This is a genomic window from Sphingopyxis bauzanensis, from assembly GCF_002205675.1.
GTDB lineage: Bacteria > Pseudomonadota > Alphaproteobacteria > Sphingomonadales > Sphingomonadaceae > Sphingopyxis > Sphingopyxis bauzanensis.
In genome coordinates, this window is the sequence record NZ_NISK01000008.1 from 33,185 (window position 1) to 58,520 (window position 25,336).

A 25,336-nucleotide genomic window follows, 5' to 3' on the forward strand; every position below is an offset into this window, starting at 1 on the left:
GACTTGCAGCAACAACCTGCATATTTGCAGGTCATGGATTGGGATAACCTGCAAATATTCCTGACCGTGGCTAGGCAGGGGACGGTCGCGCGCGCCGCGCAGGCGCTGCACCTCGACGCCACGACGGTCAGCCGCAGGGTGAGCGCACTGGAAAGCGCGTTGCAACAGACATTGTTCGAACGCGCGCCCAGCGGTTTCATTCCAACGGCAGCCGGCCGCGCGCTGGTCCCGCATGCCGAGGCGATGGCTGCGGCGGCAGCGCGTATCCGCCTGGCCGAGAGCGGTGCGGGATTGTCGGGGCAATTGCGGGTCAGCGTATCGGAGGGGTTCGGGGGCAGCTTCATCGCGCCGCGCCTCGCGCGGTTCACGACTGCGCATCCCGACCTAGAAATCGACCTGGTCGCCTCTTCGGGCTTTTTGAACCCGTCGCGGCGCGAGGCCGACATGGCGGTGCTGCTGGCGCGGCCGCGCAAGGGCCCGCTGATCACGCGCAAGCTGTCGGACTATAGCCTCGGCCTCTATGCCCCCGCCGACCGCCGCGACTGGCAGGATGCGGCAACGGCCCTGCCGCTGTCGCGCGCGGGCATTCCGGTGATCGGTTATATGCCCGACATCCTTTATGCGCCCGAACTCGACTATCTGGGCGAGATCGAACCGGGACTGCGCGCCAATGTGCGCTCCTCGTCGATCCTTGCACAGCGACGGATGATCGCGGGCGGCGCGGGGGTCGGCGTGCTGCCCCGCTTCCTTGCGGCGGGCGAACCGGGACTGGTGCGGGTCCGTCCCGAGCAGACCATCAGCCGCAGCTTCTGGCTCGCGCTCCACCGCGACGTCGCCCAGCAGCCGCGCGTCCGCGCGTTCATCGACTGGCTGGATGCCGAGGTGCGCGAGAGCCGGGGGTTGTTGTTGCCGGCTTAGGCTGGACGCCAGTCGGAGGCGATCAGGCCGCCGTCGCCGAACAGGCACTCCAACGCATCCTGCGCCGCTGCCGCTTCGCGCAACATTCCAGCGAGCGGATCGTCGATCGGATGATCGCTGCGCAGGAACGCGATCCATGCCGCGACCGCTGCTTCAAGCGACGCGCACCGCGCGCCACGCTGCTGTTGCCACGCTAGTGTTTCCAGCCAGCGCTGCGGGATCTTCTGACTGCCATCCATGGCGATCTGGATCAGCCGATGGTCGAGTGCGGGATTGGCAAAACGGTCGAGCAAGGCGTCGGCATATGCGGATAAATCCTGACCCGGCGCGGCGGCGATCGTCGGTGCGGCTTCGCGCAGCATCAGCCGCTCGATCACCGCCCGGATGTCGGGATCGGCGATGGCCTGATGGACATATTCATGCCCGCGCCCCAGCCCGAGATAGGCGAGCGCCGAATGCGCGCCGTTGAGCATCCGCAGCTTGGCGGTCTCATAGGGCGCGACATCGGCGACCAACTGCGCCCCGACCTTTTCCCAGCGCGGGCGCGGGCCGGCGAAATCATCCTCGATCACCCATTGGCTGAAGCCTTCGGTGGCAACGGCCCCCTCGTCGCGCACGCCGAGTTGGGTTTCGATTGCCGCGCGGTCGGCGTCGGTGGTCGCGGGAACGATGCGGTCGATCATCGTGGCCGGGCAGCGGCATTCGGTATCGAACCAGTCCCCAAGGTCGGGGTGCGCGGCGGCGAGATATTGCCGCATAAGTGTACGCAGCACCGCGCCGTTACCCGCGAGATTGTCGCAGCTCAGCAGGGTCAGGCCAGGCAGCCCCGCCGCGTGGCGCGCGGCGAGGCCTGCACCGACGAAATGATATAGGCTCGGCAGTCCCTTGGCGGCGGCAAGGTCGAGCGCGCCGCCGGGTCCGCGCAAATAGCCTTTCTCGGTCACCGTAAAGCTGACGATATGCGTCGTCGGCGCCGCGATCGCATCGATCACAGATTGGGGGTTATCCGCCGCGACCAGCACGCGCTGCACCGCGCCGATGAGACGTAGATCGGTTCCCGCCGCGCTGCGCCTGCTGACCGTATAGAGCCCATCCTGCGGGTTCAGCTGCGCGGCAACGTCGCCCGAGCGCAGCGACACGCCGATGATGCCCCAGTCGCGGTCGCCCGCGTTCATTGCATCATCGGTGTACACCGCCTGATGCGCGCGGTGGAAGGCGCCGATGCCGATGTGGACGATGCCAGCGGCATGCGCGGAGCGGTCATAGCCCGGCGCCCGCACCGACGCCGGGAGCGGCGTATCGGGACCAAGCCTCACAGCTTGTAGGCCGCCTTGGCGAGATTATAGCTGAGGTCGGCGGCGAGGTCCGCGGCCTCCCATTCCTCAAGTCTGTGCTCGACGACGAGCTGCGCCAAAAAGCCGCAATCGATGCGGCGGGCGACGTCGTGGCGCGCCGGGATCGACAGGAAGGCGCGGGTGTCGTCGTTGAAACCGACCGTGTTGTAGAAACCTGCGGTCTCGGTCATTGACCCACGGAACCGGCGCATGCCTTCAGGGCTGTCGTGGAACCACCAGGCGGGGCCGAGCTTCAGCGCCGGATAATGACCCGCGAGCGGCGCCAGTTCGCGCGCATAGCTGGTCTCGTCGAGCGTGAAGAGGATGATCGTCAGCGCAGCTTCATTGCCATATTTGCTGAGCAGCGGGCGCAGCGAATGGACATAGTCGGTCGCGGTGGGAATGTCGGCACCCTTGTCGCGGCCATAATGATCGAACAGCCGGGGATTGTGGTTGCGGAACGCGCCGGGATGGATCTGCATGACCAGCCCGTCGTCGAGGCTCATCCCCGCCATTACCGTCAGCATATGGGCACGGAAGCGTTCGGCATCGGCGGCGCTGACCTCGCCGTTCGTAACGCGCGCGAACAGCGTCTCGGCTTCGGTCTTCGACAGGTCCGCGGTTGCGGCGGTCGGGTGGCCATGATCGGTCGAGGTCGCGCCGAGGCTGGCGAAGAAGGCGCGGCGGCCCCGATGCGCGGCGAGATAGCCTGCGTAGCTATACGCATCCTCGCCCGACAGGTCAGAGAAGCGCGCGAGATTGGTGTGGAAGCCTTCGAATTCCGGATCGACGACGGGGTCGGGACGATAGGCGGTGATCACCCGCCCGCCCCATTCGCCGCTGTCGTTCGCGGCGCGGATCGCAGCGTGATGATCGAGCGTGTCTAGCGGGCTTTCGGTCGTTGCGATCACCTCGATCCCGAAGCGGTCGAACAAGGCACGCGGGCGGAACGCGTCGGTCGCAAGCGCTTCGGTAATGCGGTCGTAATAGAGGTCCGCGGTCGCCGCCTCGAACTGCACCTCGATCCCGAACGCTTCAGCGAATACCCAGTCCATCCACATCCGCGACGGGGTGCCGCGGAAGAGATGGTAATTCTGCGCGAACAGGCGCCAGCTTGTCCGCGGGTCGGCATCCGGGTTGCGGATACCGAGCGCGTCGAGCGAGACGCCCTGCGAATAGAGCATCCGGAACACATAATGATCGGGATGGAGCAGCAGCTCCGCAGCATTGCCGAACGGCGCATTGCCGGCAAACCAACTGGGGTCCGTATGGCCATGCGGGCTGATGATCGGCAGGTCCGCGACTTCGGTATAAAGCCGCCGCGCGATGTCGCGCTGCCCCGGATCGGACGGGAACAGCCGGTCGGGATGAAGGGTCAGCGGACGGGTCATGCAGGCGCGGCCGCACTTTCGATCCGCACCGGTGCCAGCTTGGGGCTGAGCAGGTGGACGGCGAGCACTGCGAGGAAATAGACCGTCGTGCAGGCGGCAAAGATCAATGTGTAGTTGCCCCCCGTCGCATCGAGCACCATCCCGGTCGATTTCGCCATGATCATCCCGCCGACGCCGCCCATGAAGCCGCCAAGCCCGATCACCGAGCCAACCGCGCGTTTGGGGAACATGTCGGGCGGGATCGACAGGATCGTCGACGAAAACGCCTGATGCCCCGCGAGCGCAATGCCGATCAGCACCACCGCGAGCCACATATTTTCCAGCCCCGTCACGAACAACAGCGGCAATACGCACAGCCCCGCGCCTATCATCGTGATCTTGCGCGCAAAATTGACGCTGTGGCCGCTCTGGATCAGTTTCGACGAGGTCCATCCGCCGACGATGCTGCCAACATCGGAAAGCAGATACATGATGATCATCGGCAGCAGCACGATCTTGAGGTCGACGTCATAGGTCGAGGCGAAATATTTGGGCAGCCAGAACAGCATCAGGAACCACACCGGGTCGGTCAGGAATTTGGCGATCGCAAACGCCCAGGCTTCGCGTTTGGTGACGATTTTGGACCAGCCGAGCCGCTCGACCTGCTCGGGCGGGTCATGTTCGATCCACGCAAGCTCCGCCTCGCTGACCTTCCCGCTTTCGCGCGGGTTGCTGTACAGCCAGAGCCAGAGCACGAGCAGGACGACGCCAAAGACGCCGCTGTAGATGAAGGTCTGCCGCCAGTCGAAGCCCATCCAGACCATGAACAGCCAGATCGTCGGCGCGGTCAGGATGACCCCGATCGTGGTCGCGCTGTTGACCCAGCCGATCGCGTAGGAGCGCTCTTTCTGCGGAAACCATTCGCTGCTAGCGCGGACGACCGACGGGAAATGCCCCGCTTCGCCGACGCCCAGCACGATGCGCGCCGCCATGAACGAGACGACCGATCCGGCAAAGCCGTGGGCAACATGGCCGATCGTCCAGATCGCGATCGCGATGCTGTAGCCGATCTTGGGACCGAAGCGGTCGATCAGCCAGCCCATGAGAAGGAAGCCGAGTGCATAAGCGGCCTGGAAGGCGGTGACGATGTTGCCATAGTCATTCTCGCTCCAGCCGAGTTCGTCGCCGAGCACCGGCGCGAGCAGCCCGAGCATCGTGCGGTCGATATAGTTGACGGTCGTCGCGGCAAAGAGCAGCGCGATAATCAGCCAGCGGTAACGCCCCGCCCGCGGCACCGGCAGCGCCGCACCTCCGTTCGCGATTGCCTGTGCCATCAAGTCTCTCCCGTTATGGTTTCAGTAGCCGGTAATCGAGCAGCCGACGCGGATTTTTCCGTCGAACAGCGCTTCGGCGCGTTGGCCGACCGCAATTTCATGCACCCCGGTGATCGCTCCTGCCGACACCCAGGTCCCGGGTGCAATCGCGATGCCGCGCGCCCGGAGGGTGCGGATCAGGAACAGGGCTGATCCGAACGGGCCGTCGAGCATGGTTTCCATGGTCGCCGCGCCCACGGGATCGCCGTCGATTCTCATTTCGACCGGCATGGTGATCAGATCGCGGTCGCGCCAATCAGGAATCGGCGGCCCGAGCACCAGCCCCTTGTTGTTGCCATAGTCGGACGCGGTGACCGCGGGGCCGTGGCGGTTGATGTCGGGAAAGGGCGAGCTGGCGATCTCGATCCCGGTGCGCACCTCGGTGACGCAGGCGCGAACCGCTTCGATGTCATATTCGCGGTCGCCGACCTCACCCAGGCACAGCAGCACTTCGGCTTCGGCGGCGGCAAAGCCGTCGGCATAGACCGGCATGGCGGCGCCGTCGGCCGCGATTTCGTCGGCAAAGATCGGCCCGGCGATACGCTCGCCGCCATAGCGTTCGACGAGGTCCGGGGCGATCCGCCCGACCTTCCAGCCCCCGATACGGCGACCATCGAAGTCGATCGCTGCGCTCTGGATCGCATAGGCCTCCGCCATCGTCTGCGGCATCGCGCCGGGATACATGGTAAGCGGTGTCTTTTCGGCGCGAGCGGCCAAAAAGGCGCGGGCGATCGTTTCTTGTTCAGGGGTTGCCAGCATCTTTGTGATTTCCCTCTTCCGCCAAACCGTCTAAGAGACACCGGTGTCAAAAGCAAGCGAATAGCTGGCGGCGATGACAAAATGCCGGCTTGCGGCGGCAGCCAAGCCGCATCCGGGTCGCGCGGAAGGTACAGCGATGTTGGCGCCGCGAACGAGGGTGGAAAACGGCAGATGAGCGATGCGATCCGAATCCATGCGGCCGACAATGTCGCCACCGCGCTGGCCGACCTGGCGGCGGACGGCGCGGTGGCCGTCGGTTCACAGCGCCTGACGATCAGCGAAGCAATAGGGCGCGGGCACAAGCTGGCGCTCGTTCCGATCGCGCGCGGGACCAGCGTGATCAAATATGGCTTTCCGATCGGTGTCGCGACCGCCGAAATTGCCGCGGGTGCGCATGTCCATGGCCACAATCTGGCGACCGCGCTGACCGGGAGCGATGATTATGTCTATGCGCCGCCCCTCGCCGTCCCGCCGCTCGCGTCGTCCGCGCACCAGTTCATGGGCTATGCCCGCGCCGATGGGCGTGTCGGGACGCGCAACGAAATCTGGATCCTGCCCACCGTCGGCTGCGTCGGCAATCTGGCGGCGCGCGTCGCGCGAATCGCGGGCGTCCGCCATGCCGGACGTCTCGACGGTATTCACGCGTTCAAGCATCCGTTCGGCTGCTCGCAGCTCGGCGACGATCTGGGCCACACGCGCGGCCTGGTCGCGGCGTTGGCGCAGCATCCGAATGCGGGCGGAGTGCTGATCGTCGGGCTCGGCTGCGAAAGCAACCAGCTCACCGCATTGCTCGACACCATCCCCGAGGGTCGCCGCGGCCATATCCGCACCCTGTCGGCGCAGGCGGTGGAGGATGACGAGGCGGCGAGCCTCGCGTTGGTGGATGAACTGGTCGAGGCCTGCGCCGATACCCGGCGCACCCCCGCGCCGCTGTCGGCGCTGACCCTTGGGGTCAAATGTGGCGGGTCCGACGGCCTGTCGGGCCTGACCGCCAATCCGCTGGTCGGTCGCATGGCCGATGCCGTCGCGGCCGCCGAAGGCAAGGTCATCCTGACCGAAATCCCCGAAATCTTCGGCGCCGAACAGCTGCTGCTGGACCGCGCGGTGTCGCGTGACGTGTTCGATCGAACGGCGCAGCTGGTACAGGATTTCAAGGCCTATTTCACCCGCAACGGCGAGCCTGTGAGCGAGAACCCTTCTCCCGGCAACATCGCCGGCGGAATCACGACGCTCGAGGAAAAATCGCTCGGCGCGGTGCAGAAGGGCGGCCAGGTCCCGCTCGTCGATGTCCAGCTTTATGGCGGTGAAGCGACGCTCCCAGGGCTTACTTTGCTCGAAGCGCCGGGCAACGATGCCGTGTCGTCGACCGCGCTGACCGCCGCGGGCGCGACCGTGATCCTGTTCACCACCGGCCGCGGCACCCCGCTCGGCTTTCCCGCCCCGACGCTGAAAATTGCCTCGAACAGCGAGCTTGCGGCGCGCAAATCAGGGTGGATCGATTTCGATGCCGGGATGGTGATCGGCGATGGCTTCGATATGGCTTCGGACGCACTGCTCGACCTGATCATCGCCACCGCATCGGGCAAGGCGACCAGGGCGGAGGCGAATGAGGAACGCGACATCGCGATCTGGAAATCGGGCGTGACGCTTTAACCGAGCGCGCGGAACGTGAAATTGCGGAACCGCGCCTCGCCTTCTCCCGCCGAGTAAAGCCCGGGGCGCAGCATCAGGAAACCGCCGCGAACATTGTGGTGATAGCCCGACACTTCCATGCCGCGATCGAATCTGGTCCAGGTTTTGCCGTCATCGCCGCTGGTGTCATAGGTCACGATATGGCGGTCGTTGGTCACCCGCATCCGCAGCTTGCGACCATGCGGGTTGGCCGGGCGCGCGCGTTCGATGCCGTATTGATGGGTGACGAATCGCTCACCATCGAACCCCAGCCCGCAATAGAGCCGGTCATCGTAAAAGAGGATCAGCCCCGCTGTGCCGCCGGGGGCGATTTCGATATCGCATTCGAACCGGTATGCCTGATCGCCCGCGATCAGCAGCAAGGGCGACGAATCGACCGGCGCCTTGCCGCGCGCTTTCAAGACCAGCGCGCCATCCTCGACCCGCGCGCGGCTGCGCTCGTCTGCTGCGGGCTTGAAGAAATTCCATTTGGCGCCGAGCGCCAGCGTGCTGAAATCGTCCGACAGTGCCATACCGTGCGGCCCTGCCGTGCCCCCCTTCGGCTTGGCGATCGGCTGCGACAGGTCGCCGCCGGTCATCCGGAACCAGCCGTCGTCGGTCCATTCGATCGGATCGAGCAGCGCCTGACGGCCCAATGTCCAATAGCCATTTTCGAAGCCGTGATAGACGCTCCACCAGTCGCCCGCCGGCCCCTCGACCAGCGTCGCGTGGCCGCGCGACCACCATTTTTCCGCCGCAGATGTGGTGCGGACGAGCGGGTTGGCCGGGCAGTTTTCCCACGTCCCATGGATCGACTTCGACCGCGCCGCGATCACCATGTGGCCGGTCGGCGGTCCTGCGGTGCCGCCGACGGCGGTGATCATATAGTAGTAGCCGCCGTGGCGGGTGATCTTGGGGCCTTCGGGCGCGAAGCCCTCGACCACCCAATCCGACGGGTAGCGCCACGGATCATAGACATGCTCGGGCTCGCTTATGCGGCGGAGCCCGTCGTCCGACAGGCGGACGCGGTCGCCGCCCGACAGGAACAGCCAGCGCGACCCATCTTCGCCGACCGCATGGCCCGGATCGATATGATTGGGAAGGTTCAGGTCGACGGGGTCGCTCCACGGCCCCTCGATCTTGTCGGCCCAGATCACCCAGCTCGTGTTCGGCCCTTTGGTGGGGATGTAGAGGAAGTAGCGCTCGCCGTGCTTGCAAAGTTCGGGCGCCCACACCGACCCGATATTGCGCGTCAGCGCCGGGCCGATCGGGCGCCAGTTCACCAGGTCGCGCGAATGCCAGATGACCAGCCCCGGATAGGAGTCAAAGGTCGAGAAGGTCATGTAATAGTCGGCGCCGTCCTTCAGGATCGACGGATCCGGGTGGTCGCCAGCCATGATCGGATTGAGGAAACGCCCGTCGCCGAGATCGGCTTTGCGCTGACCGTCGAAGCCCTTGGCCCAGGGCGGTGCAGCCGCAACCGGTTTCGGTTGCGCGACCGCGGCCCGCGATAGCCCCAGACCGCCGACCATCGCGCCCGCCAGTCCCGTTCCGGCCAGTTTCAGCATGTCGCGGCGATCGGTCATTTTGCATTCCTTGAAAAAGAAAGGCCCGGCCCCCGCAAGCGAAGACCGGGCCTCACCGGGACTACCCTTTATGATGCGTCAGATCTTGACGCGCGCACCGAACAGGAAGGTGCGGCCGAAATGGTTGTTCTCGTAATTGCGGTCGGCATCGATATCGGTGAAGCGATAGCGATATTCGTCGGTCAAATTGATGCCCTCGATCGAAAGTTCGATATTGTCGGTGATCGCATAGCGCATCGAAGCATCGACGTTGATCGTCGAACCATAGCCCTCGAACACGTTGCCGGTGCCGCTATTGGCGTCGGCATAACGGCTGCGATAACTGATCGAGGCGCGGGCGCTGAACTTGCCGTCGTCATAATAGAGCGTGCCGTTGTAAGCGCGCTTTGACAGGTTGAAGAGCGTGCCGTTGCGGATCGCGCCGATATTGGCGCCGCCAGGGACGATCGACGGGCCCGCGACCGAATAGTCGGCGTCGGAGTCGACGAAGGTCGCATTGGCAATGCCGCCGAAGTTCGACAGGAAGCCCGGCAGGAAGGTGAACGGCGCCTGCAGCGACACTTCGACACCCTTCAGGCTGGCTCCCTCGCCATTGCCGATCGAGTTGATCGTCCACAGCTGGCCCTCCGGGTTGATCGCGGCGGGACTGCTTGGCGGGATGATCGACGTCGGCAGGCCGGTCGAGGCGAAGGTGCCGCTGGTCGTCGTCGACACCGGGAAGCTCGCGATGTCCTTTTTGAACAGGGCGACCGAAAAGATCGACTGCGGCGCGAAATACCATTCGAAGGCGAGATCGTAAGAGGTTGCACGGAACGGATCGAGGAACGGGTTGCCGTAGTTGATCCGGTAGTTGAACCCGTCGACCGACCCGCCCGGGGTCAGATTGCCGAGCGTCGGACGCGTCATCACGTCGGCGACTGCGGCGCGGATGATGATGTCGTCGTGCGGGAACAGCGCGAGGTTCATCGACGGCAGCCAGTCTTCATAGCTGCGCTCGACGGTGACCGCGGCGCCGCTGCTCAGCCCGCTCGACGTCTGGTCGGTGTGGACATAGCGGACACCGGCGTTGAGCGCGTAGCGCAGGCCGCCAAGCTCACCCTTGGCATCGAACTGCAGATAGCCGCCCTTGACCTCTTCACGCACGCTGCGGTTGTTGCCGGCGTCGAGCGCGGGGGTGCGGTTATAAAGACCGGTAAAGGCCGTCCCTGCTTCGAGGTTGGGGACGAGCCATTCGGTGGTGGTGCCCGCGGGCTGCCCCGCCTTGCCCAGCGTGAACAGCTCGGCGAGCGACGATGTCACCGGGAAGCCATAGACGGCGGTCGGTCCAAAGGCCGACGATGGCGAACAGGTGAGCGTGCCGAGGACGCGATCGACCCCGCCATTGCCGCACACCACGGTGTCGCGGGTGAAGGCAATGCTGGAGAAGTCGAAGCGGCGATAGACCGCGCCCGCCTTGACCGTGAAGCCGTCGGCGACGTCCCATTCGGTACGCAGCTGCGCAGTACGGAACTTGTTTTCCACCTCCGACGGACGGTCGCGGATTTCGGCGAGCTGGAAATTCGCCGGATCGGTGACGCTGGTGCCAAAGGTCAGCACCGGGCGCGCCATATTGCTGTAATCGTAGCTATAGTCCTGCGCGTCGCGGTCATCAAAAACGAGCGTCGTTTCGAGCGGGATCGATGCGGTCGATTTCGACATGCCGCCGAGCAGGGTGAAGCGGAAATTGTCGCTGACGTCCTGGTCCCAGCTACCGCCGAACTGGTAGAATTCGGTCTTCGCCTGGCGCAGATAATGTTCGGTGCGCACCCAGGCATCGTCGAGCGTCGCCGAGATCAGGTTATTGTCGCCGTCGATCACATAGTCGCTGACGTTGATCGAGCGTTCGTTGCTGCGCAGCAACACCTCGCCCCAGCGCTCACGGCGCTGATGCTTGAAGCTGGAATAGAGCCCGTCGAGCGAAATCTTGGTCGCGTCGGTCGGGGCAAACTGGATCGACCCGGTGACGCCCAGCCGCTCCTTGTCGTGCGCGATTTCGCCGTAACGCGGGATGCGGGGGTGGAATGCGAGCGCGACTTCATTGCAGGCCGCGCTTGGCACATAGGTGCCGCCGGCGTTGTTGTTTGAAAAGCAAGGCGTGCCATCGACCGAATCAAAGCGCGCTTGCGCCCAGCGCACGGTGTTGTTGCCGAGCTCGAGCGTCTTCTGGTCCGAATAGGCGGCCGACACCGCAAAGCCGAGCGTGCCGGCATCATTCACCCAGCTGAGCAAACCCGCCACGCGCGGGCCGACCTTTTCGGACAGGTCGTTATAGCTGCCCTGCGCCGACAGCGCGGCGGTGAAGCCGCTCTTGCCCGCGAGCGGATTGCCAGTGTTGAGGTCGACGACCGCGCCGAGCGAGCCTTCGTCGAGTTCGGCCGACGCGGTCTTGTGGACGACGATCGAGCTGAACAGTTCGGAGGCAAAGACGTTGAAGTCGAACGCGCGGTCGCGGTTCGCCGAGGCGCCATCGGTCGAGGTCGCAACGGTTTCGAGCCCATTGACGCGGACGCGGGTGAATTGCGAGCCGAGGCCGCGCACCGTGATGCCGCGGCCTTCGCCGCCGTCGCGCTGGATGGTGATGCCGGGAATGCGCTGCAGCGATTCGGCCAGGTTCTGGTCGGGGAATTTGGCGATGTCTTCGGCAACGATTGCGTCGACCGCAGCGACCGACTCGCGCTTCACATCAAGCGCCTTGTCGAGCGAGGCGCGGAAGCCGGTGACAACGATCTCGTCTTCGGTCGCGACCGCATCGTCGGCAGCAGGCGCCGCGTCCTGCGCAAAGGCCGGCGACACTGCCAGCGCGGCAAGCGAAGCGCCGCACGCCAATTGAGTCAAAGCGCGAAGGCCCCGCGTTGCATGAATAGCCATTATCATCCTCCCTTGGTCGGCCAAAACTCTTGCTGAGGCAAGAAATGACACCGGTTACTTTGCGAGACCAGACAAATCGGCGCGATCGCCTGGCCAGAAATTTTTTGAGAGTGATGATGGCGCCGTCGCCTGTTGCGACTGGCGGCCCAATCCCCTCTCCCTTGGAATAATTTATCGTTGACCGATTGGGGTAACCGGTGTCAGGAAGATAGAGGGATTGGAACGACCGTGTCAATACCCCAATGAAATGGAGAGACGGGATGCCCAAAAAACCTTGGCTGGCTGCGCTTCTGCTGGCTTTTGCGATGCCCGCGAGTCCGGCATGGACCGCCGACGCAGCGCCGCTGGCGTTCCCCGGCGCGGTCGGTCCCGCCGCGCACACCGTCGGCGGACGCGGCGGCCAGATCCTGCGCGTCACGACCCTCGCGCCCGACGGTCCGGGATCGCTGAAGGCGGCGATCGAAACGCCGGGGCCGCGTATCATCGTGTTCGAGGTTGGCGGCGTCATCGACATGGGGCGCACGACGATCAGCGTCACCCACCCCTATCTGACCATCGCTGGCCAGACGGCGCCCGGCCCGGGGATCACGCTGATCCGCACCGGCATCGACGTGAAGACGCACGACGTCGTGATCCGCCACCTGCGCATCTATACCGGGGTCGACGGCCAGCCGAAACGCAGCGGGTGGGAAGCCGACACCTTCTCGACCGTCGCCGCGCACAACGTCATCGTCGATCATTGCACGTTGATGTGGGGGATCGACGAAAATATGTCGGCATCGGGCCCGCGCTTCACCGGCAAGACGGTCGCCGATTGGCGTAATGGCACCAGCCGCAACATCACCTTTTCGAACAATCTCGCCGCCGAAGGTCTCGCCGATGCGAGCCATCCCAAGGGCGAGCATAGCAAGGGATCGCTGATCCACGACAATGCCACCGGTATCGTTTTCTACCGCAACGTCTGGGCGCATAATGTCGAGCGCAACCCGCTGATCAAGGGCGGCGCGCAGGCGCTGATGGTCAACAATCTGATCTATAATCCGCAGCACCGCGCAGTGCATTATAACCTGATGAACCTCGAATGGGTCGGCCAGCCCTATGTGACCGGCGAGATCACCGCGGTCGGCAATGTCATGCGCGGCGGCAACGACACCGATCCCGGCCTGCCCTTCCTGATGCTCGGCGGCGACGGCGATCTTGCCTATTATGGCAAGGATAATCTGCTGGTCGATCGCCATGGCCAGCCGCTGCCCGAATTCGGTCGTTATGGCGAAACCCGCGCGCAATTGATCCGCGCCAAGACGCCGCTCGCACCGCTGACGGGGTACAAGATCCTGCCGGTGCGCGACGTCGAAACATCGGTGCTGGCGAGCGCGGGGGCGCGGCCATGGGCACGCGACGCCGAAGAGATTCGGGTGCTGTTCTTTATCGCCGAAGGTCGCGGCGAGGTGATCGACGATGAGAATGAGGTCAGCGCCTATCCCAAGGTCGCGCCGCCCGTTCGCGCGCCCTTTGTCGAGGCCGACTGGGACCTGGCGACGATGGAGCCGCGGTCGGGGCTTTACCCCGGCCAGACCGCGCCGATGCCGCAAGAAATCCTGTCGCCGCGCGACCGCGCTTCGCGGGCGGGTCAGTGACGATGTGGCTCGCCGCGCTGCTGCTCGCCGGTGCCAACGCCCCCGCGATGATCGTGATCGACGAGGCCGACACGGTGCGCGAGGAGCCGCCGCCGCACGGCGCGATCGGCATGTCCACAGCGTACCGGATCAGCGACAGCATCCCGGCGCCGCGCAGTTTCGAATTCCGCAAGCGTGCGCTGCACGTCGGCGCGGCGATCGGCGTGCATCCGATCGATCATGATGAGATCTATTACGTCCTGTCGGGGACGGGCGTTGTCCATTCGGACGGTACGGAGAAGGAGCTGAAAGCGGGAATGGCGGCGTGGCTCTACAGCGGAGCCAGGGTTGGCATCCGCCAGACCGGCACCGAGCCGCTGGTGCTGATCATCGCCTATCCGAACAAAGCGGGCAAATAGGATGGCGCTCGACCGCCGTGCGCTGCTGACCGCCAGCCTCGCGCTGCCGTTCGCGAGTGCGGCGGCCCAGGCGGCGTGGACGCGGCCCGCCGGTGTCGCGCCCGATGCGCGGATCCCACTCTGGCCTGAGGGTCATATCAAGCCACCGCCCGGCCTCGTCGAACAGGTCGTCCAACGCAGCGACGATCCGAACGCCAGCGACCGCATGCTGCAAGGCATCACCCGCCCGCGTCTCGACATTTTCCGCCCTGCCAAGCCCAATGGCGCCGCGGTGATCCTCGCGCCCGGCGGCGGCTATCGCTATGTCGTGATCGACAAGGAAGGCTATGAGCTGGCGCGCTGGCTGCGCGACCGCGGCGTGACCGTTTATGTACTCTTCTACCGCCTGCCCGGCGACGGCTGGACAAACGGGGCAGACGTCCCGCTCGCCGATGCCCAGCGCGCGGTGCGCATGGTGCGCAGCCGCGCCGCGCTCGATCAGATCGATCCCGCCCGCGTCGTCTTCGGCGGCTTTTCGGCGGGCGGACAGGTCGCGGCGAGCCTGCTGACGCGCTTTGACGCGAAGGTCTATGCGTCGGTCGACACCGCCGATTCGCTGTTGGCGCGCCCCGACGCGCTCGCCGCCATCTACCCCGTCGTATCGATGGACCCGGTGATCGCCCATGCGGTCAGTCGCGAGAAATTGGTCGGCGCCAACCCCGACCCGGCGCGCGAAAAGCTCTACTCACCCGAACTTAATGTCCGCCCAGACCAGCCGCCGCTGTGGCTGCTCCATGCCGAAGACGACAGCGTGGTGAAGGCCGCGAACAGTGTCCGGTTACGCGAAGCTACACGCGCCGTCGGGCCGCCGTGCGAGGCGCATTTTTTCGAACGCGGCGAGCATGGTTTTGGGTTGATGAAGACGGTGGGTCTGCCGGTTGCGATCTGGCCCGAACTGCTGTGGAACTGGCTGCAATCGCACCGGATCGCGTGATCGATCCGCAGCCCCAACAAGGACGCCGGAGTGACGACGGGTTGAGCAGGACCACCGGGCGCTCGGCAGGTCAGCGCGCGCTGGTCAGAAGATTCCCGCCGCCAGCCCTTCGGCCAGCGCCGCGCCCAGATCATTGGCTTCCGCCAAGCGGTCGGCGGGAATCGTTTTGGGCGCCAGTATTGCTTCGGGAGTCTGCGCGGCGGTGTTGACGATCACGCCGTCCGCCACGCGTTTCAGCCGCCAGCCCGTCGCGATGCGGTCGAGCTGGCGCTGGGCATTTTCGCCATCCGATCCGGCGCAGATGATCGTCGCATAGGCGCGGCCTTCGAGCCTGCCGAGACAGGGGTAATAGCAGCGGTCGAACATCTCTTTCATGGCGCCCGACAGCGCCGCGAGGTTTTCGGGGCCGATGAAGAGATAGCCGCCCGCCGCCAACAGCATGTCAGGCGTCACATCCGCGGCGCGCGCGAGCGCGGCCGCAGGACCCGCACCGTCCGCCGCGGCGCGCGCCAGCACTTCGCTGCCGCCGGTGCGGCTGTGCCAGGCGATCAGCAGGGTGGGCGCGTCGGTCATCCGCCGATGCTTGCCAAGCGGCGGAGCGCGGCGCAAGCTGCTGCCAAAATATGGGGGAGATACAAGATGCGCCGATTGACCGCCCTGCTGCTTGCCAGCGCCCTGCCCTGTGCCGCCATCGCGCAGGACGCCGCTAGCGAGGCGACGCGCACTGCGCAGGCCGAACTCGCTAAACGCCTGCCGCTGGGCGATCCGCGCGACATGGCGAATGCGACGCGCGGCAAGCTGGCCGAGATTGCTGATGGGGTGATTACCGACAGCGCCGGCAAGATCATCTGGGACCGGCGCCCCTACGCCTTTCTCGCCAGCGAGACCGCGCCCGACACGGTGAACCCGTCGCTGTGGCGCCAGGCGCGGCTGAACGCGGTGCATGGGTTGTTCGAGGTGGTGCCGGACAGGATCTGGCAGTTGCGCGGCTATGATCTGTCGGTGATGACGGTCATCCGCGGCAAGAGCGGGTGGATCGTCGTCGACCCGCTCTTGTCCGAGGAAGCGGCGGCGGCCAGCTGGAAATTGTTCGCCGATACGGTCGAGGCCAAAGCGGGCAAGCGGCCGATCAAGGCGGTGATTTTTTCGCACAGCCACAGCGACCATTTCGGCGGGGTGGGCGGCATCGTCACCCCCGAACAGGTCCAGCGCGACAAGATCCGTATCATCGCGCCGCACGGCTTTTCGGACGAAGCGACCGCCGAGAACGTCCTCGCGGGCGGCGCGATGGGGCGGCGCGCGCTCTATATGTTCGGGTCGATCCTGAACCCCGGACCCGCGGGACAGGTCGACACCGGGTTGGGGCCGAAGCTGTCGTCGGGAACGATCGGCTATATGGAGCCGACCGAGACGGTCAGCGAAAACGGCGGGCCGCTGACCATCGACGGGCTGGCATTCGATTTCCTCGATGCGGGGGGCACCGAGGCGCCGTCGGAGTTCGTCTTCTACATCCCCGCGTATAAGGCGCTGCACACGACCGAGGTCGTCACGCACAATTTGCACAATATCTTGACGCTGCGCGGCGCGCAGGTGCGCGATGCGCTGCGCTGGTCGAAGGTGATCGACGCGACCCTGCTCAAATGGGGCGGTCAGGCCGAAGTGGCGCTCGCATCGCATCACTGGCCGACGTGGGGTGCGGGCGAGGTCAGCACATTGCTGGCGAACCAGCGCGATGCCTATCGTTATGTCCATGACCGCACCCTGTTCCTGGCCAATCGCGGCGCGACCTTGCACGAACTCGCCGACGCGACCGCCGAAGCGCCGGTGCAGGCCCGCGATTTCTCGACGCGCGGCTATTATGGCACGCTCAACCACGACATGAAGGCGGTCTATCAGCGCTATTTCGGCTGGTGGGACGGCAATCCGGCCAATTTCAATCCGCTGCCGCCCGAGCAATCGGGGCCCAGATATGTCGCGCTGGCGGGCGGGGCCGATAAGCTGCTGGCGGCGGGCAAGGCGGCGATTGCGGCGGGCGAGTATCGCTGGGCGGCGGAATTGCTGAACAAGCTGGTGTTCGCCGAGCCTGACAATCCGGCGGCGCGCGCTGCACTCGCGTCGGCCTATGACCAGCTCGGCTATCAGGCCGAATCGGGGGCGTGGCGCAACTATTACCTCGCGGGCGCGGCGAGCCTGCGCGGCAATGCGATCACCAGCGTGTCGGGCAATGGCCAGAGCCGGTCGTTCGTCAGTGCGATCCCGACCGCGGTGTTTTTCGATGCGCTCGCAACGCGCTTCGACGCCGCCAAGGGTTTGGCGATCAAGGGGATTTTCCAGTTCGTGCTGCCCGACAGCAAGGAGACGGTGGCGGTGGTCGTCGGCGGCGGGGTCGAGGTGCCGCGCTATGGCGTGACCGATACCGCGCCGACCGCGACGGTGGCGCTCGATCGCAAGACGCTCGACGATGTGATGCTGGGGCAGGCGCAGTTCCCGGCGCTGATGCAGTCGGGCGCGATCAGGATCGAGGGCGACCGTATGGCGTTCCTCAGCTGGTTCGCGCTGCACCCACCCGCCGATCCACGCTTCAATGTGGTTGTGCCATAGGCCTCTAACACGGTAACGGAGGAGCATGACCGACACCCCCGCCGTCCACCCGACCGATCCGTTCGACCCCGCGGCGCTCAACGCTGCCGAGGGGCTCGACCCCGTCGATCCCGCTTATGCACAGGTGCTGCGCGTCGCGACGGCGCTGAACCTGATCCCGCTCGCGATCGGGGCGAGTGTGTTGGACTATATGCTGGTTCGCCATATCGAGGGGCCCTACGGACTGATCACCGCACTCGCGTGGCTGGTCGCGATCATTGTCATCCTGACCTTTCCGTCGCGGCGCGTGTCGCGCTGGGGCTACAAGATCGGTGACGGGCAGCTGCGCGTCGCGCGCGGCTGGCTGTTTCGCACCGACACCATCGTGCCCTTCGTGCGTGTCCAGCACATCGACGTCGGGCAGGGGCCGGTCGAGCGCTGGTTTGGGCTGTCGCACCTGATCGTCCACACGTCGGGCACGCATAACAGCACTGTCACCCTGCCTGGGCTGCCCGCCGATCTGGCCGCCGCGATGCGCGAGACGATCCGGCGGCATATCCAGACCGATTTCGCATGACCGACACCGCCGCGGCTGCGGCCGCACCGATCATTGACGACGAGGCAAACTGGCAGCGGCTGCACCCCGCGACGCTGGCGCTCGCGATCGTCAAGCTGGGGCCGCGCAGCCTGAATTTCCTTCCCGCGGTCGCGGCGCTGGGTTTCACCGGCAATTGGGTGTGGATCGTCCCCGCGATCCTTGCCTTCCTGCTTTTTTCGCTCGTCGCCGCCTGGCTACACTGGCTGCGCTTTCGCTTTCTGGTCGGCGACGATGAGGTGGTGATCGAAAGCGGCGTCCTGTCGCGCCAGCACCGCACCATCCCCTTCGACCGCATTCAGGACGTCAGCATCGAACAGGGGCTGGTGTCGCGCGCGCTGGGCATCGCCAAGGTCGGGTTCGAAACCGGCGCGGGTGGCAAGGAAAATGACGCCGACCTCGACGCAATCGCGCTCGATGCCGCGCAGGCGCTGCGCACGACGATCCGCGCCCACCGCAGCGGCGAGGTGGCGGTGGTCGCCGCCAGCGATACGCCCGACGCACCACTAATGGCCGAAGACCGCTTGCTGTTCGCGATGACGCCGCGCCAGTTGCTGCTGGCGGGGCTGTTCAACTTCTCGCTCGCTGCGCTTGCGGTCGTCGGAGCGGGTATGCAGTTCTTCGACAATCTGCTGCCGTTCAAATTCAATATCTTCAACCCGATGGACTGGGCCGATGTCGCCGAAGATTTTGGGCTCGACCAATGGCTGCTCGCGCATCGCTGGGTCGCAGGGATCGGCGCGGCGCTGTCGCTGCTGCTGATCGGATTTGCGAGCGGGATCATCACGATGATGTTCGCCAACTTTGATTTTCGCCTGACCCGCGAGCCGCGCGCACTGCGCCGCACCCGCGGGCTGACGACGCGCACCGACGTTGCGGTGCCCGTGCGCCGCGTGCAGGCGGCGATCCTTGTCACCGGCTGGTTTCGCCAGCGTTTCGGCTGGCACGAACTGCGGCTGCAGAGCCTGGCGAGCGACGGTGAGAAGGAGCGGGACCATCAGGTCGTCCCCTTCGCGCAGCTGGAATCAATCGATCCTGTGCTGGCCGAAGTCGCGATTACGCGCCCCGATGGCGACGCCGCGTGGAAGCAAAGCCACCGCATTATCGCGCTGGGCGGGCTGGTCGGCGCGCTGGGCGCGAGCGTCGGCGGGCTCGTCGCGGTGTCGTTCGGGCAGGCGCTCGGCTGGTTCGGGCCGGTGCTCGGCGTCCTCATCGGTGCCGCGTCGCTGTTCGGCGCGCGCTTCCACCGCTGGACCGACCTGGGCGAACAGGTCGCGATCCGGCGCGGTTTCTGGAAACCAAAACTGACCCTGCTGCCGCACGCATCGGTGCAGAGCGTCGACCTCAAAAGCGATTTCATCCTGCGCCCGCTCGGCCTCGCGACCTTGGTGTTCGGCGTCCCCGGCGGCAGTTCGCTGGCAAGCCATGAAATTCCCGCGATCCCCATCGCGACCGCGCGCGCGTTGCGCGACCGCATCCTGACCGCGCGAGCGCGAGCATGAGCGACGCCGCGCTCGGTATCACCCGCTCGATCCTCGGCCAGCCCTGGCATTGGCGCCGCGCGAGCGCCGACATGGCCGCCGAAAATCTCGCCCCCGACGATCTGGTCACCCAGCTGCTACTCGCGCGCGGGGTAACCCGCGACGATCTCGACCGCCAGCGCACCCCGACCCTGCGCGGCTTCATGCCCGACCCGTCGCTGTTCCGCGACATGGAAGCCGCCGCGGCGCGACTCGCCGATGCGGTCGAACGGCAAGAGGCGGTCACGATCTTTGGCGATTATGACGTCGATGGCGCCACCTCGGCGGCGCTGCTTGTCAGGCTCTTGCGCGGACTCGGTCTGCCCGCGGGCGCCTATATTCCCGACCGGTTGATGGAAGGCTATGGCCCCTCGGGCGCGGCGCTGGTCAAGATCGGCGAAGCGGGATCAAAGCTGGTCGTGACCGTCGATTGCGGCGCGCAGGCGTTCGAGGCAATCGCCGAGGCCAATGCCTCGGGGGTCGAGGTGATCGTCGTCGATCATCACCAATGCGCTACCACCCTGCCCGCGGCGCTGGCGCTGGTGAACCCCAACCGGCTCGACGAAGCGCCCGATGCGGCGATCCACGGCAATCTAGCCGCGGTCGGGGTCGCCTTTCTGCTCGGCGCCGCCTTGCTCCGCACCCTGCGCGCGCGCGGCTTCTTTGCAACGCGCGACGAGCCGGCACTGATCGACCTGCTCGACCTGGTCGCGCTCGGCACCGTTGCCGATGTCGCGCGCCTCACCGGGTTCAACCGCGCGCTGGTGACGCAGGGGCTGAAGGTGATGGCGCGGCGCGGCAACACCGGGCTGGCGGCGCTGATGGACGCAGCGCGGCTGACCAAGCCGCCGACTGCGAGCGACATGGGCTTTGCGCTTGGCCCGCGGATCAACGCCGGCGGCCGCGTCGGCAAGTCGGACCTTGGCGTGCGCTTGCTGACAACGTCAGACCCGCAGGAGGCCGCCGACATTTCGCAGGAACTCAATCGTCTCAACGAAGAGCGCCGCGCGATCGAAGCGGGGGTGCTTGACGAAGCAATGACCGCCAGCACCGCCTGCGCCAACGCGCCGGTCGCGATCGTCGCCGGGCAAGGTTGGCACCCCGGGGTGATCGGCATCGTGGCGGGGCGACTGAAGGAACGGATGCACCGCCCCGCGATCGTCATTGCGCTCGATGACGCAGGCATCGGCAAGGGATCGGGGCGCTCGATCAGCGGCGTCGACCTTGGCGCCGCGATTCTGGCCGCCAAGGAAAGCGGGTTGCTCGTCGCGGGCGGCGGCCACGCGATGGCGGCCGGGCTGACTGTCGACGCCGACAAAGTCGATGCGCTCGGGGCTTTCCTTAACGACCGCCTCGCCGCCGATGTCGAGCGCGCGAGCGGCGACAAGGCGTTGTTGATCGACGCAGTGCTCGCGCCGCGGGGGATTTCGCCGCTCTGGTGCGACGCGATCGAAAGCGCCGGTCCCTATGGCGCCGGCTGGCCCGCGCCGCGCGTCGCCACCGGCCCAGTACGGATCGTCGAGGCGAGCATTGTCGGCACCGACCATGTCCGGCTTATCGTATCGGGAGACGACGGCGGACGATTCAAGGCGGTCGCCTTTCGCAGCGCCGAAACCGAGCTCGGCCAGACCTTGCTCCACGCGCGCGGGGGGCGAAAATTATGGCTCGCGGGCCGCGCCAAACGCGACGATTGGGGCAGCCGCCCCGCCGCCGAACTCCATCTTGAGGACGCTGCCTGGGCCGATTGAACCCACGCCGCGCAATATTTTTGCGCGAGCGCAGCGCCAGCGCGCTTGACCGTATGGAGATGCGAGTCTAATGCGCCGCTTCACCGAATGACGGCCCCTTCGTCTAGCGGTCTAGGACGTCGCCCTTTCACGGCGAAAACACGGGTTCGAGTCCCGTAGGGGTCACCAAATCGCCGGAAAGGCGCAGAAGTCTCGGTTTTCTGTTCGTTAGTGACTCGGTGGGTACACCAAATGAGTACACAAAGGACGAACAATCATGAATCCGAAGGGACTCTGGCGCGATCCTCGCAGCGGCATTTTTTACCTCCGCCGCCGCATTCCGCTGCCGTTGCAAAGAGCATTCGCTTGCGGCCAACTCTACAAGGTGAGCCTCGGCACCGCCGATCCCCGTGATGCAGAACGCAAGCTGGCGATAGCCAATGGTGAATTTGAGCAGAAGTGCGATCAGTTTCGCGCCACGCTCGCAAACGGTGTCGCAGGATCGTTCACCTCCGACGAGGCACGCGTCCTGGTCGACCGCCTCCTCACCGCCCGGTCCGCTACCGGGTTTGCGAGCGGCGGTATGGATGTCGCCTTCTTCCTCAAGGAGCTCGACGACGCCGTCGCGGATCAATCGGGAGACCATCGGGCCACCGCACAAGACATGAGTTCTGCCGAATGGATCGCTTATCGCAAGAAGTTGGCGGGAAGTGATATCGACGATGAGTTTTCTCCCGAAACACTCGCTCGAATCGAGGCTCACCATGCTTCGGTCCATCGAGACCCTGGCGAGCTGTGGTTCAGTTTTCAGAAACGGGTACCGCGCCGCCGTTGGCGTCCCCTGCTCAGCTTCGCCGTCGCGAAATTAAAACGTGAACTAAAACTACCCGAGGAGGCCAATCGCGGGATCGACGAACCCCTTGCCGATGCATTGGCTGATGCGCTGGGTTCGGCGCAAGTCCGCGAACAAGTTGCCGTGCTTCCCTCGGCCCGGCGCCGCGAAAACGCGAGCCGGCTCCAGCCGGACATGAAGCTCGACGCTCTTGAGGCGCGATGGATCGCGGCGCGCAAGCCGACGCTCAAAGCGCAGGCCGCTACGAACACGGCCGTGCGCTATTTCAAAAGCTACATCGGCGATGTCGGCATCGGCGAGATCACGCCCAACGATCTGTTCGAATTTCGCGATGCCGTAGCAGTACTACCTAAAAGTATGCCGCGAGTGCATCGGATGATGAAGTTCGTCGATATTCACGCGCTCTATGCCGACAGGTCGGGCGTAGACCGCATATCCCCGCAATCGATCAAAAAATATCTCGGTGCGGTCCAAGCTCTCCTCGGGTTCGCATTCCAGGAGCGCTTCATAGCTGCGAATACCGGCGCTGGTATCAAAGTCGAAGGATACACAAAAAAGAGCAAACGGCGCCCATTTACTGAGGACGAACTCGCTCAACTGTTTGCGGCCGAGCTGTTCACCGCTCCGTGGTCTGACCCCCTGAGCAAATCGAAGGTCTCCGATTCGACCCTGCGCTGGTTGTTTCTGCTCGGCCTTTGTACAGGCGCTCGAATTGAGGAACTTGGTCAGATATTGCTCGCGGACATCAAGTCCGAGCAAGGGATTCCTTATATCGACGTCACTGACCACGTCATGGACGAGATTGAAGAGCGCAAGCGGGTGAAGACCGAGGGTTCTATTCGCGTGATACCGCTTCATACCAAACTAATTGAGCTCGGATTTCTCGACTACGTCCAACGGATGCGCTCGAACGGAACAGTCCGGCTTTTTCCTGACCTCCTGGCTGATTCACTGGGCGTAAAGACCAAGGAGGCGAGCCGCCGCGCCAACCGCCTGATCGACAATGCCGTGGGCGACGACCCCCGCCTCGTGTTTTATAGTTTCCGACACAGCTTCAAGGATCTCTGCCGTGATGCCGACATTCCCAAGGACGTGCACGACCAGCTTATGGGGCATTCGCCCGCAGATGTTGGCGGAGGCTACGGTTTGGGACGGGCGATCGGCAATCTTGCAGCCCACTTAAAGCGGATTGGGTTCAGTTTCGTCGATTGGGATGCGATTAAAGTGGCTGCCGAACGCCCTGAAGCATTACCCGACGCCCACGCAGGCACTCGATCGTCGGGAAGAATGTCGGTCCGTCCCGGTCGGCGGGCTGTTCGATGACTGTCGCGGCAGATCGGCTGCTGGCGAGCAACCCATTGATATCGGCCCATGCGGTTAGATTTTTGAAGATGGCCGGTACCAGTAGATCCAATTTTCTCGCTGGCATTCGGTCGCGGCGAGACTCTGAGGTGCTGAGCTTGGGATACAGCTCGTCCCCCAAGCGTACGCTGGTAAGCCGACAATCCGAAATTCATCACGGGGTCGGCAGCTTTGACACTTACGGAAAGAACACGTTTTTCCTAGGTTATTTATCGCCAGGATACCATTATTCTGAAGTCTTAGAGGACTATCATAGTCCCCAGAACGCTGTATCAAACAAACCTCTTGCACGTTTGTTTTTAAGCAATCACCAATTCCCAACAACCGTATTAACGGCGCTACGCGGTCGAAGACTCGCGGAACTCATAGATTTCACCGAGGACCGTATATTTTTTGGTTCCAAGCACACCACCATTGTGTCCGCAGAAATGCACCCTGACGACGACGAGACCCTGGAATTGGAGCTTGCGGTGGCATGGTATCCTCTGTCGCGAGCGCTGTCGCACCTATAGAGAACGGAGATCGCGCTTTCCGTCGAGTCGCATCTTTCATCCGCGCAACTTTCGGTGCTGGCTCTACCTTCGATGGATAGCCCACGTGCGCGCTCAGACTCACTCGGCAACGGCTTCTACATATCAATCGAGCGAGTGGCCGTCCGGCTGCTAGTGGCCGAAACTGGCCTTTCGCATGTGCGCATCGGCGAATTCGCCTGGTCGCGGATCGAACCGGAAGCGGGACGATTTGACTGGGCCTGGCTCGACCGCGCGATCGAAACGCTTCATGATGCGGGATTGGGAATCATTCTGGGCACACCGACGGCTACGCCGCCCAAATGGCTGGTGGATCGGATGCCCGATATGCTTGCGGTGGACCGCGACGGGGAGACCCGAAAATTCGGATCGCGGCGACACTATTGTTTCAGCAATGCAGGCTACCGCCGCGAGGCCGCGCGCATCACGCGTGCGTTGGCCGAACGATATGGCAGACATCCCGCCATCGTCGCATGGCAGACCGACAACGAATATGGCTGTCATGATACGGTGCTGAGCTTTTCCGATGCGGCAAGAGACGGATTCCGTCTCTGGTTGGCAGCCCATTACAACGGGATAGGCGCGCTCAATGCAGCTTGGGGTAATGTCTTCTGGAGTATGGAGTATCGTTCGTTCGACGAAGTTGAACTGCCCAATCTGACGGTCACCGAGGCAAATCCGGCGCATTGGCTGGCCTTCCGCCGCTTTGCGTCGGAAGAAGTGGCGACGTTCAACCGGGCGCAGGTCGATATTTTGCGCGAGCTGTCGCCGGGACGCGACGTCGTCCATAATTTCATGGGCTTCTTCACCGAGTTCGACCATCACGCCGTCGCGGCCGATCTCGACGCGGTCGGATGGGACAGTTACCCGCTCGGTTTTCTTGAGACTTTCCGCTTTTCGGACGCTGAGAAGCTTGCTTACGCGCGCCAGGGCCATCCCGACATCGCGGCTTTTCACCATGATCTGTATCGCGGATGTGCGGCGAATGGCCGGTGGTGGGTACTGGAACAGCAGCCGGGACCAGTAAACTGGGCGCGGCATAATCCAGCGCCCATGGCCGGGATGGTCCGACTCTGGACCTTGGAAGCGAGGCCCATGGCGCTGAATTGGTCAGCTATTTTCGCTGGCGACAGGCGCCGTTCGGGCAAGAACAATTGCACGCTGGCCTGCTCCGACCCGATGATGGGTCAGCCCCGGCACTGGGAGAGGTCGCACAGGTTGCCAGTGAGATTCGTAAACTCGG

General features: G+C 64.7%; 17 protein-coding genes, 1 tRNA gene and 1 pseudogene. 12 read left to right on the forward strand and 7 right to left on the reverse strand.

Annotation, left to right across the window (positions count from 1 at the left end; all coding sequences use genetic code 11):
- Nucleotides 1-33: 33 nt before the first annotated feature.
- Nucleotides 34-918 (forward strand): LysR family transcriptional regulator, encoded by an 885-nt coding sequence (locus CDQ92_RS19955; RefSeq protein WP_088444022.1) that lies wholly within the window; start codon nt 34-36, stop codon nt 916-918.
- Here CDQ92_RS19955 and CDQ92_RS19960 read toward each other — a convergent pair.
- The 4 genes from CDQ92_RS19960 to CDQ92_RS19975 are packed head-to-tail and all read right to left on the reverse strand — an operon-like array spanning nt 915 to nt 5,754.
- Nucleotides 915-2,234, reverse strand: a complete 1,320-nt coding sequence (locus CDQ92_RS19960) for a mannitol dehydrogenase family protein (RefSeq protein WP_229667603.1) — start codon at nt 2,232-2,234, stop codon at nt 915-917. The genes CDQ92_RS19955 and CDQ92_RS19960 overlap by 4 nt on opposite strands.
- Complete coding sequence (gene uxaC / locus CDQ92_RS19965; protein ID WP_088444023.1) at nt 2,231-3,643, reverse strand: glucuronate isomerase; 1,413 nt, start codon at nt 3,641-3,643, stop codon at nt 2,231-2,233. Before uxaC ends, CDQ92_RS19960 begins: the two co-directional genes overlap by 4 nt.
- Nucleotides 3,640-4,956, reverse strand: coding sequence for an MFS transporter (locus CDQ92_RS19970; protein ID WP_088444024.1), 1,317 nt, complete (start codon nt 4,954-4,956; stop codon nt 3,640-3,642). Before CDQ92_RS19970 ends, uxaC begins: the two co-directional genes overlap by 4 nt.
- Before the next feature lie 21 nt (nt 4,957-4,977).
- A complete protein-coding gene (locus CDQ92_RS19975; protein WP_088444025.1) occupies nt 4,978-5,754 on the reverse strand; it encodes a 2-keto-4-pentenoate hydratase in 777 nt (258 codons plus the stop codon).
- Nucleotides 5,755-5,925: 171 nt separating this feature from the next.
- On the opposite strand from CDQ92_RS19975, the gene CDQ92_RS19980 reads away from it, so the two are divergent.
- Entirely contained in the window at nt 5,926-7,407 is a 1,482-nt protein-coding gene (locus CDQ92_RS19980) for a UxaA family hydrolase (RefSeq protein WP_088444026.1), read from the forward strand.
- On the opposite strand, the gene CDQ92_RS19985 is transcribed toward CDQ92_RS19980, so the two are convergent.
- Together CDQ92_RS19985 and CDQ92_RS19990 are read right to left on the reverse strand one after the other, a co-directional pair.
- The gene (locus CDQ92_RS19985; RefSeq protein ID WP_088444027.1) at nt 7,404-9,011 is read right to left on the reverse strand and encodes a family 43 glycosylhydrolase; all 1,608 of its coding nucleotides are present in this window, start codon (nt 9,009-9,011) and stop codon (nt 7,404-7,406) included. The genes CDQ92_RS19980 and CDQ92_RS19985 overlap by 4 nt on opposite strands.
- Before the next feature lie 78 nt (nt 9,012-9,089).
- Nucleotides 9,090-11,918, reverse strand: coding sequence for a TonB-dependent receptor (locus CDQ92_RS19990; protein ID WP_088444028.1), 2,829 nt, complete (start codon nt 11,916-11,918; stop codon nt 9,090-9,092).
- 260 nt (nt 11,919-12,178) lie between these two features.
- Here CDQ92_RS19990 and CDQ92_RS19995 point away from each other — a divergent pair, with 260 nt between their 5' ends.
- The 3 genes from CDQ92_RS19995 to CDQ92_RS20005 are packed head-to-tail and all read left to right on the forward strand — an operon-like array spanning nt 12,179 to nt 14,926.
- A complete protein-coding gene (locus CDQ92_RS19995) occupies nt 12,179-13,555 on the forward strand; it encodes a pectate lyase family protein (RefSeq protein WP_088444029.1) in 1,377 nt (458 codons plus the stop codon).
- A 2-nt stretch (nt 13,556-13,557) separates the two neighbouring features.
- Nucleotides 13,558-13,953, forward strand: coding sequence for a cupin domain-containing protein (locus CDQ92_RS20000; protein WP_088444030.1), 396 nt, complete (start codon nt 13,558-13,560; stop codon nt 13,951-13,953).
- Nucleotide 13,954: 1 nt separating this feature from the next.
- Nucleotides 13,955-14,926, forward strand: coding sequence for an alpha/beta hydrolase (locus CDQ92_RS20005; protein ID WP_088444031.1), 972 nt, complete (start codon nt 13,955-13,957; stop codon nt 14,924-14,926).
- A gap of 84 nt (nt 14,927-15,010) precedes the next feature.
- On the opposite strand, the gene CDQ92_RS20010 is transcribed toward CDQ92_RS20005, so the two are convergent.
- On the reverse strand, nt 15,011-15,499 hold the full coding sequence (locus CDQ92_RS20010; RefSeq protein ID WP_088444032.1) for a flavodoxin family protein: 489 nt from the start codon (nt 15,497-15,499) through the stop codon (nt 15,011-15,013).
- Nucleotides 15,500-15,565: 66 nt separating this feature from the next.
- On the opposite strand from CDQ92_RS20010, the gene CDQ92_RS20015 reads away from it, so the two are divergent.
- The 7 genes and pseudogenes from CDQ92_RS20015 to CDQ92_RS21755 form a co-directional block, all read left to right on the forward strand.
- A complete protein-coding gene (locus CDQ92_RS20015) occupies nt 15,566-17,527 on the forward strand; it encodes an alkyl/aryl-sulfatase (RefSeq protein ID WP_088444033.1) in 1,962 nt (653 codons plus the stop codon).
- 25 nt (nt 17,528-17,552) lie between these two features.
- Entirely contained in the window at nt 17,553-18,083 is a 531-nt protein-coding gene (locus CDQ92_RS20020; protein WP_088444034.1) for a PH domain-containing protein, read from the forward strand.
- Entirely contained in the window at nt 18,080-19,603 is a 1,524-nt protein-coding gene (locus CDQ92_RS20025) for a PH domain-containing protein (protein WP_088444035.1), read from the forward strand. Before CDQ92_RS20020 ends, CDQ92_RS20025 begins: the two co-directional genes overlap by 4 nt.
- Entirely contained in the window at nt 19,600-21,369 is a 1,770-nt protein-coding gene (gene recJ / locus CDQ92_RS20030; protein WP_088444036.1) for a single-stranded-DNA-specific exonuclease RecJ, read from the forward strand. Before CDQ92_RS20025 ends, recJ begins: the two co-directional genes overlap by 4 nt.
- A gap of 92 nt (nt 21,370-21,461) precedes the next feature.
- Nucleotides 21,462-21,537: transfer RNA gene (locus CDQ92_RS20035), tRNA-Glu, on the forward strand.
- A gap of 88 nt (nt 21,538-21,625) precedes the next feature.
- Complete coding sequence (locus tag CDQ92_RS20040; protein WP_229667604.1) at nt 21,626-23,524, forward strand: site-specific integrase; 1,899 nt, start codon at nt 21,626-21,628, stop codon at nt 23,522-23,524.
- A 623-nt stretch (nt 23,525-24,147) separates the two neighbouring features.
- Nucleotides 24,148-25,274, forward strand: a pseudogene (locus CDQ92_RS21755) (beta-galactosidase); the annotation flags it as partial.
- Between the last annotated feature and the right edge of the window lie 62 nt (nt 25,275-25,336).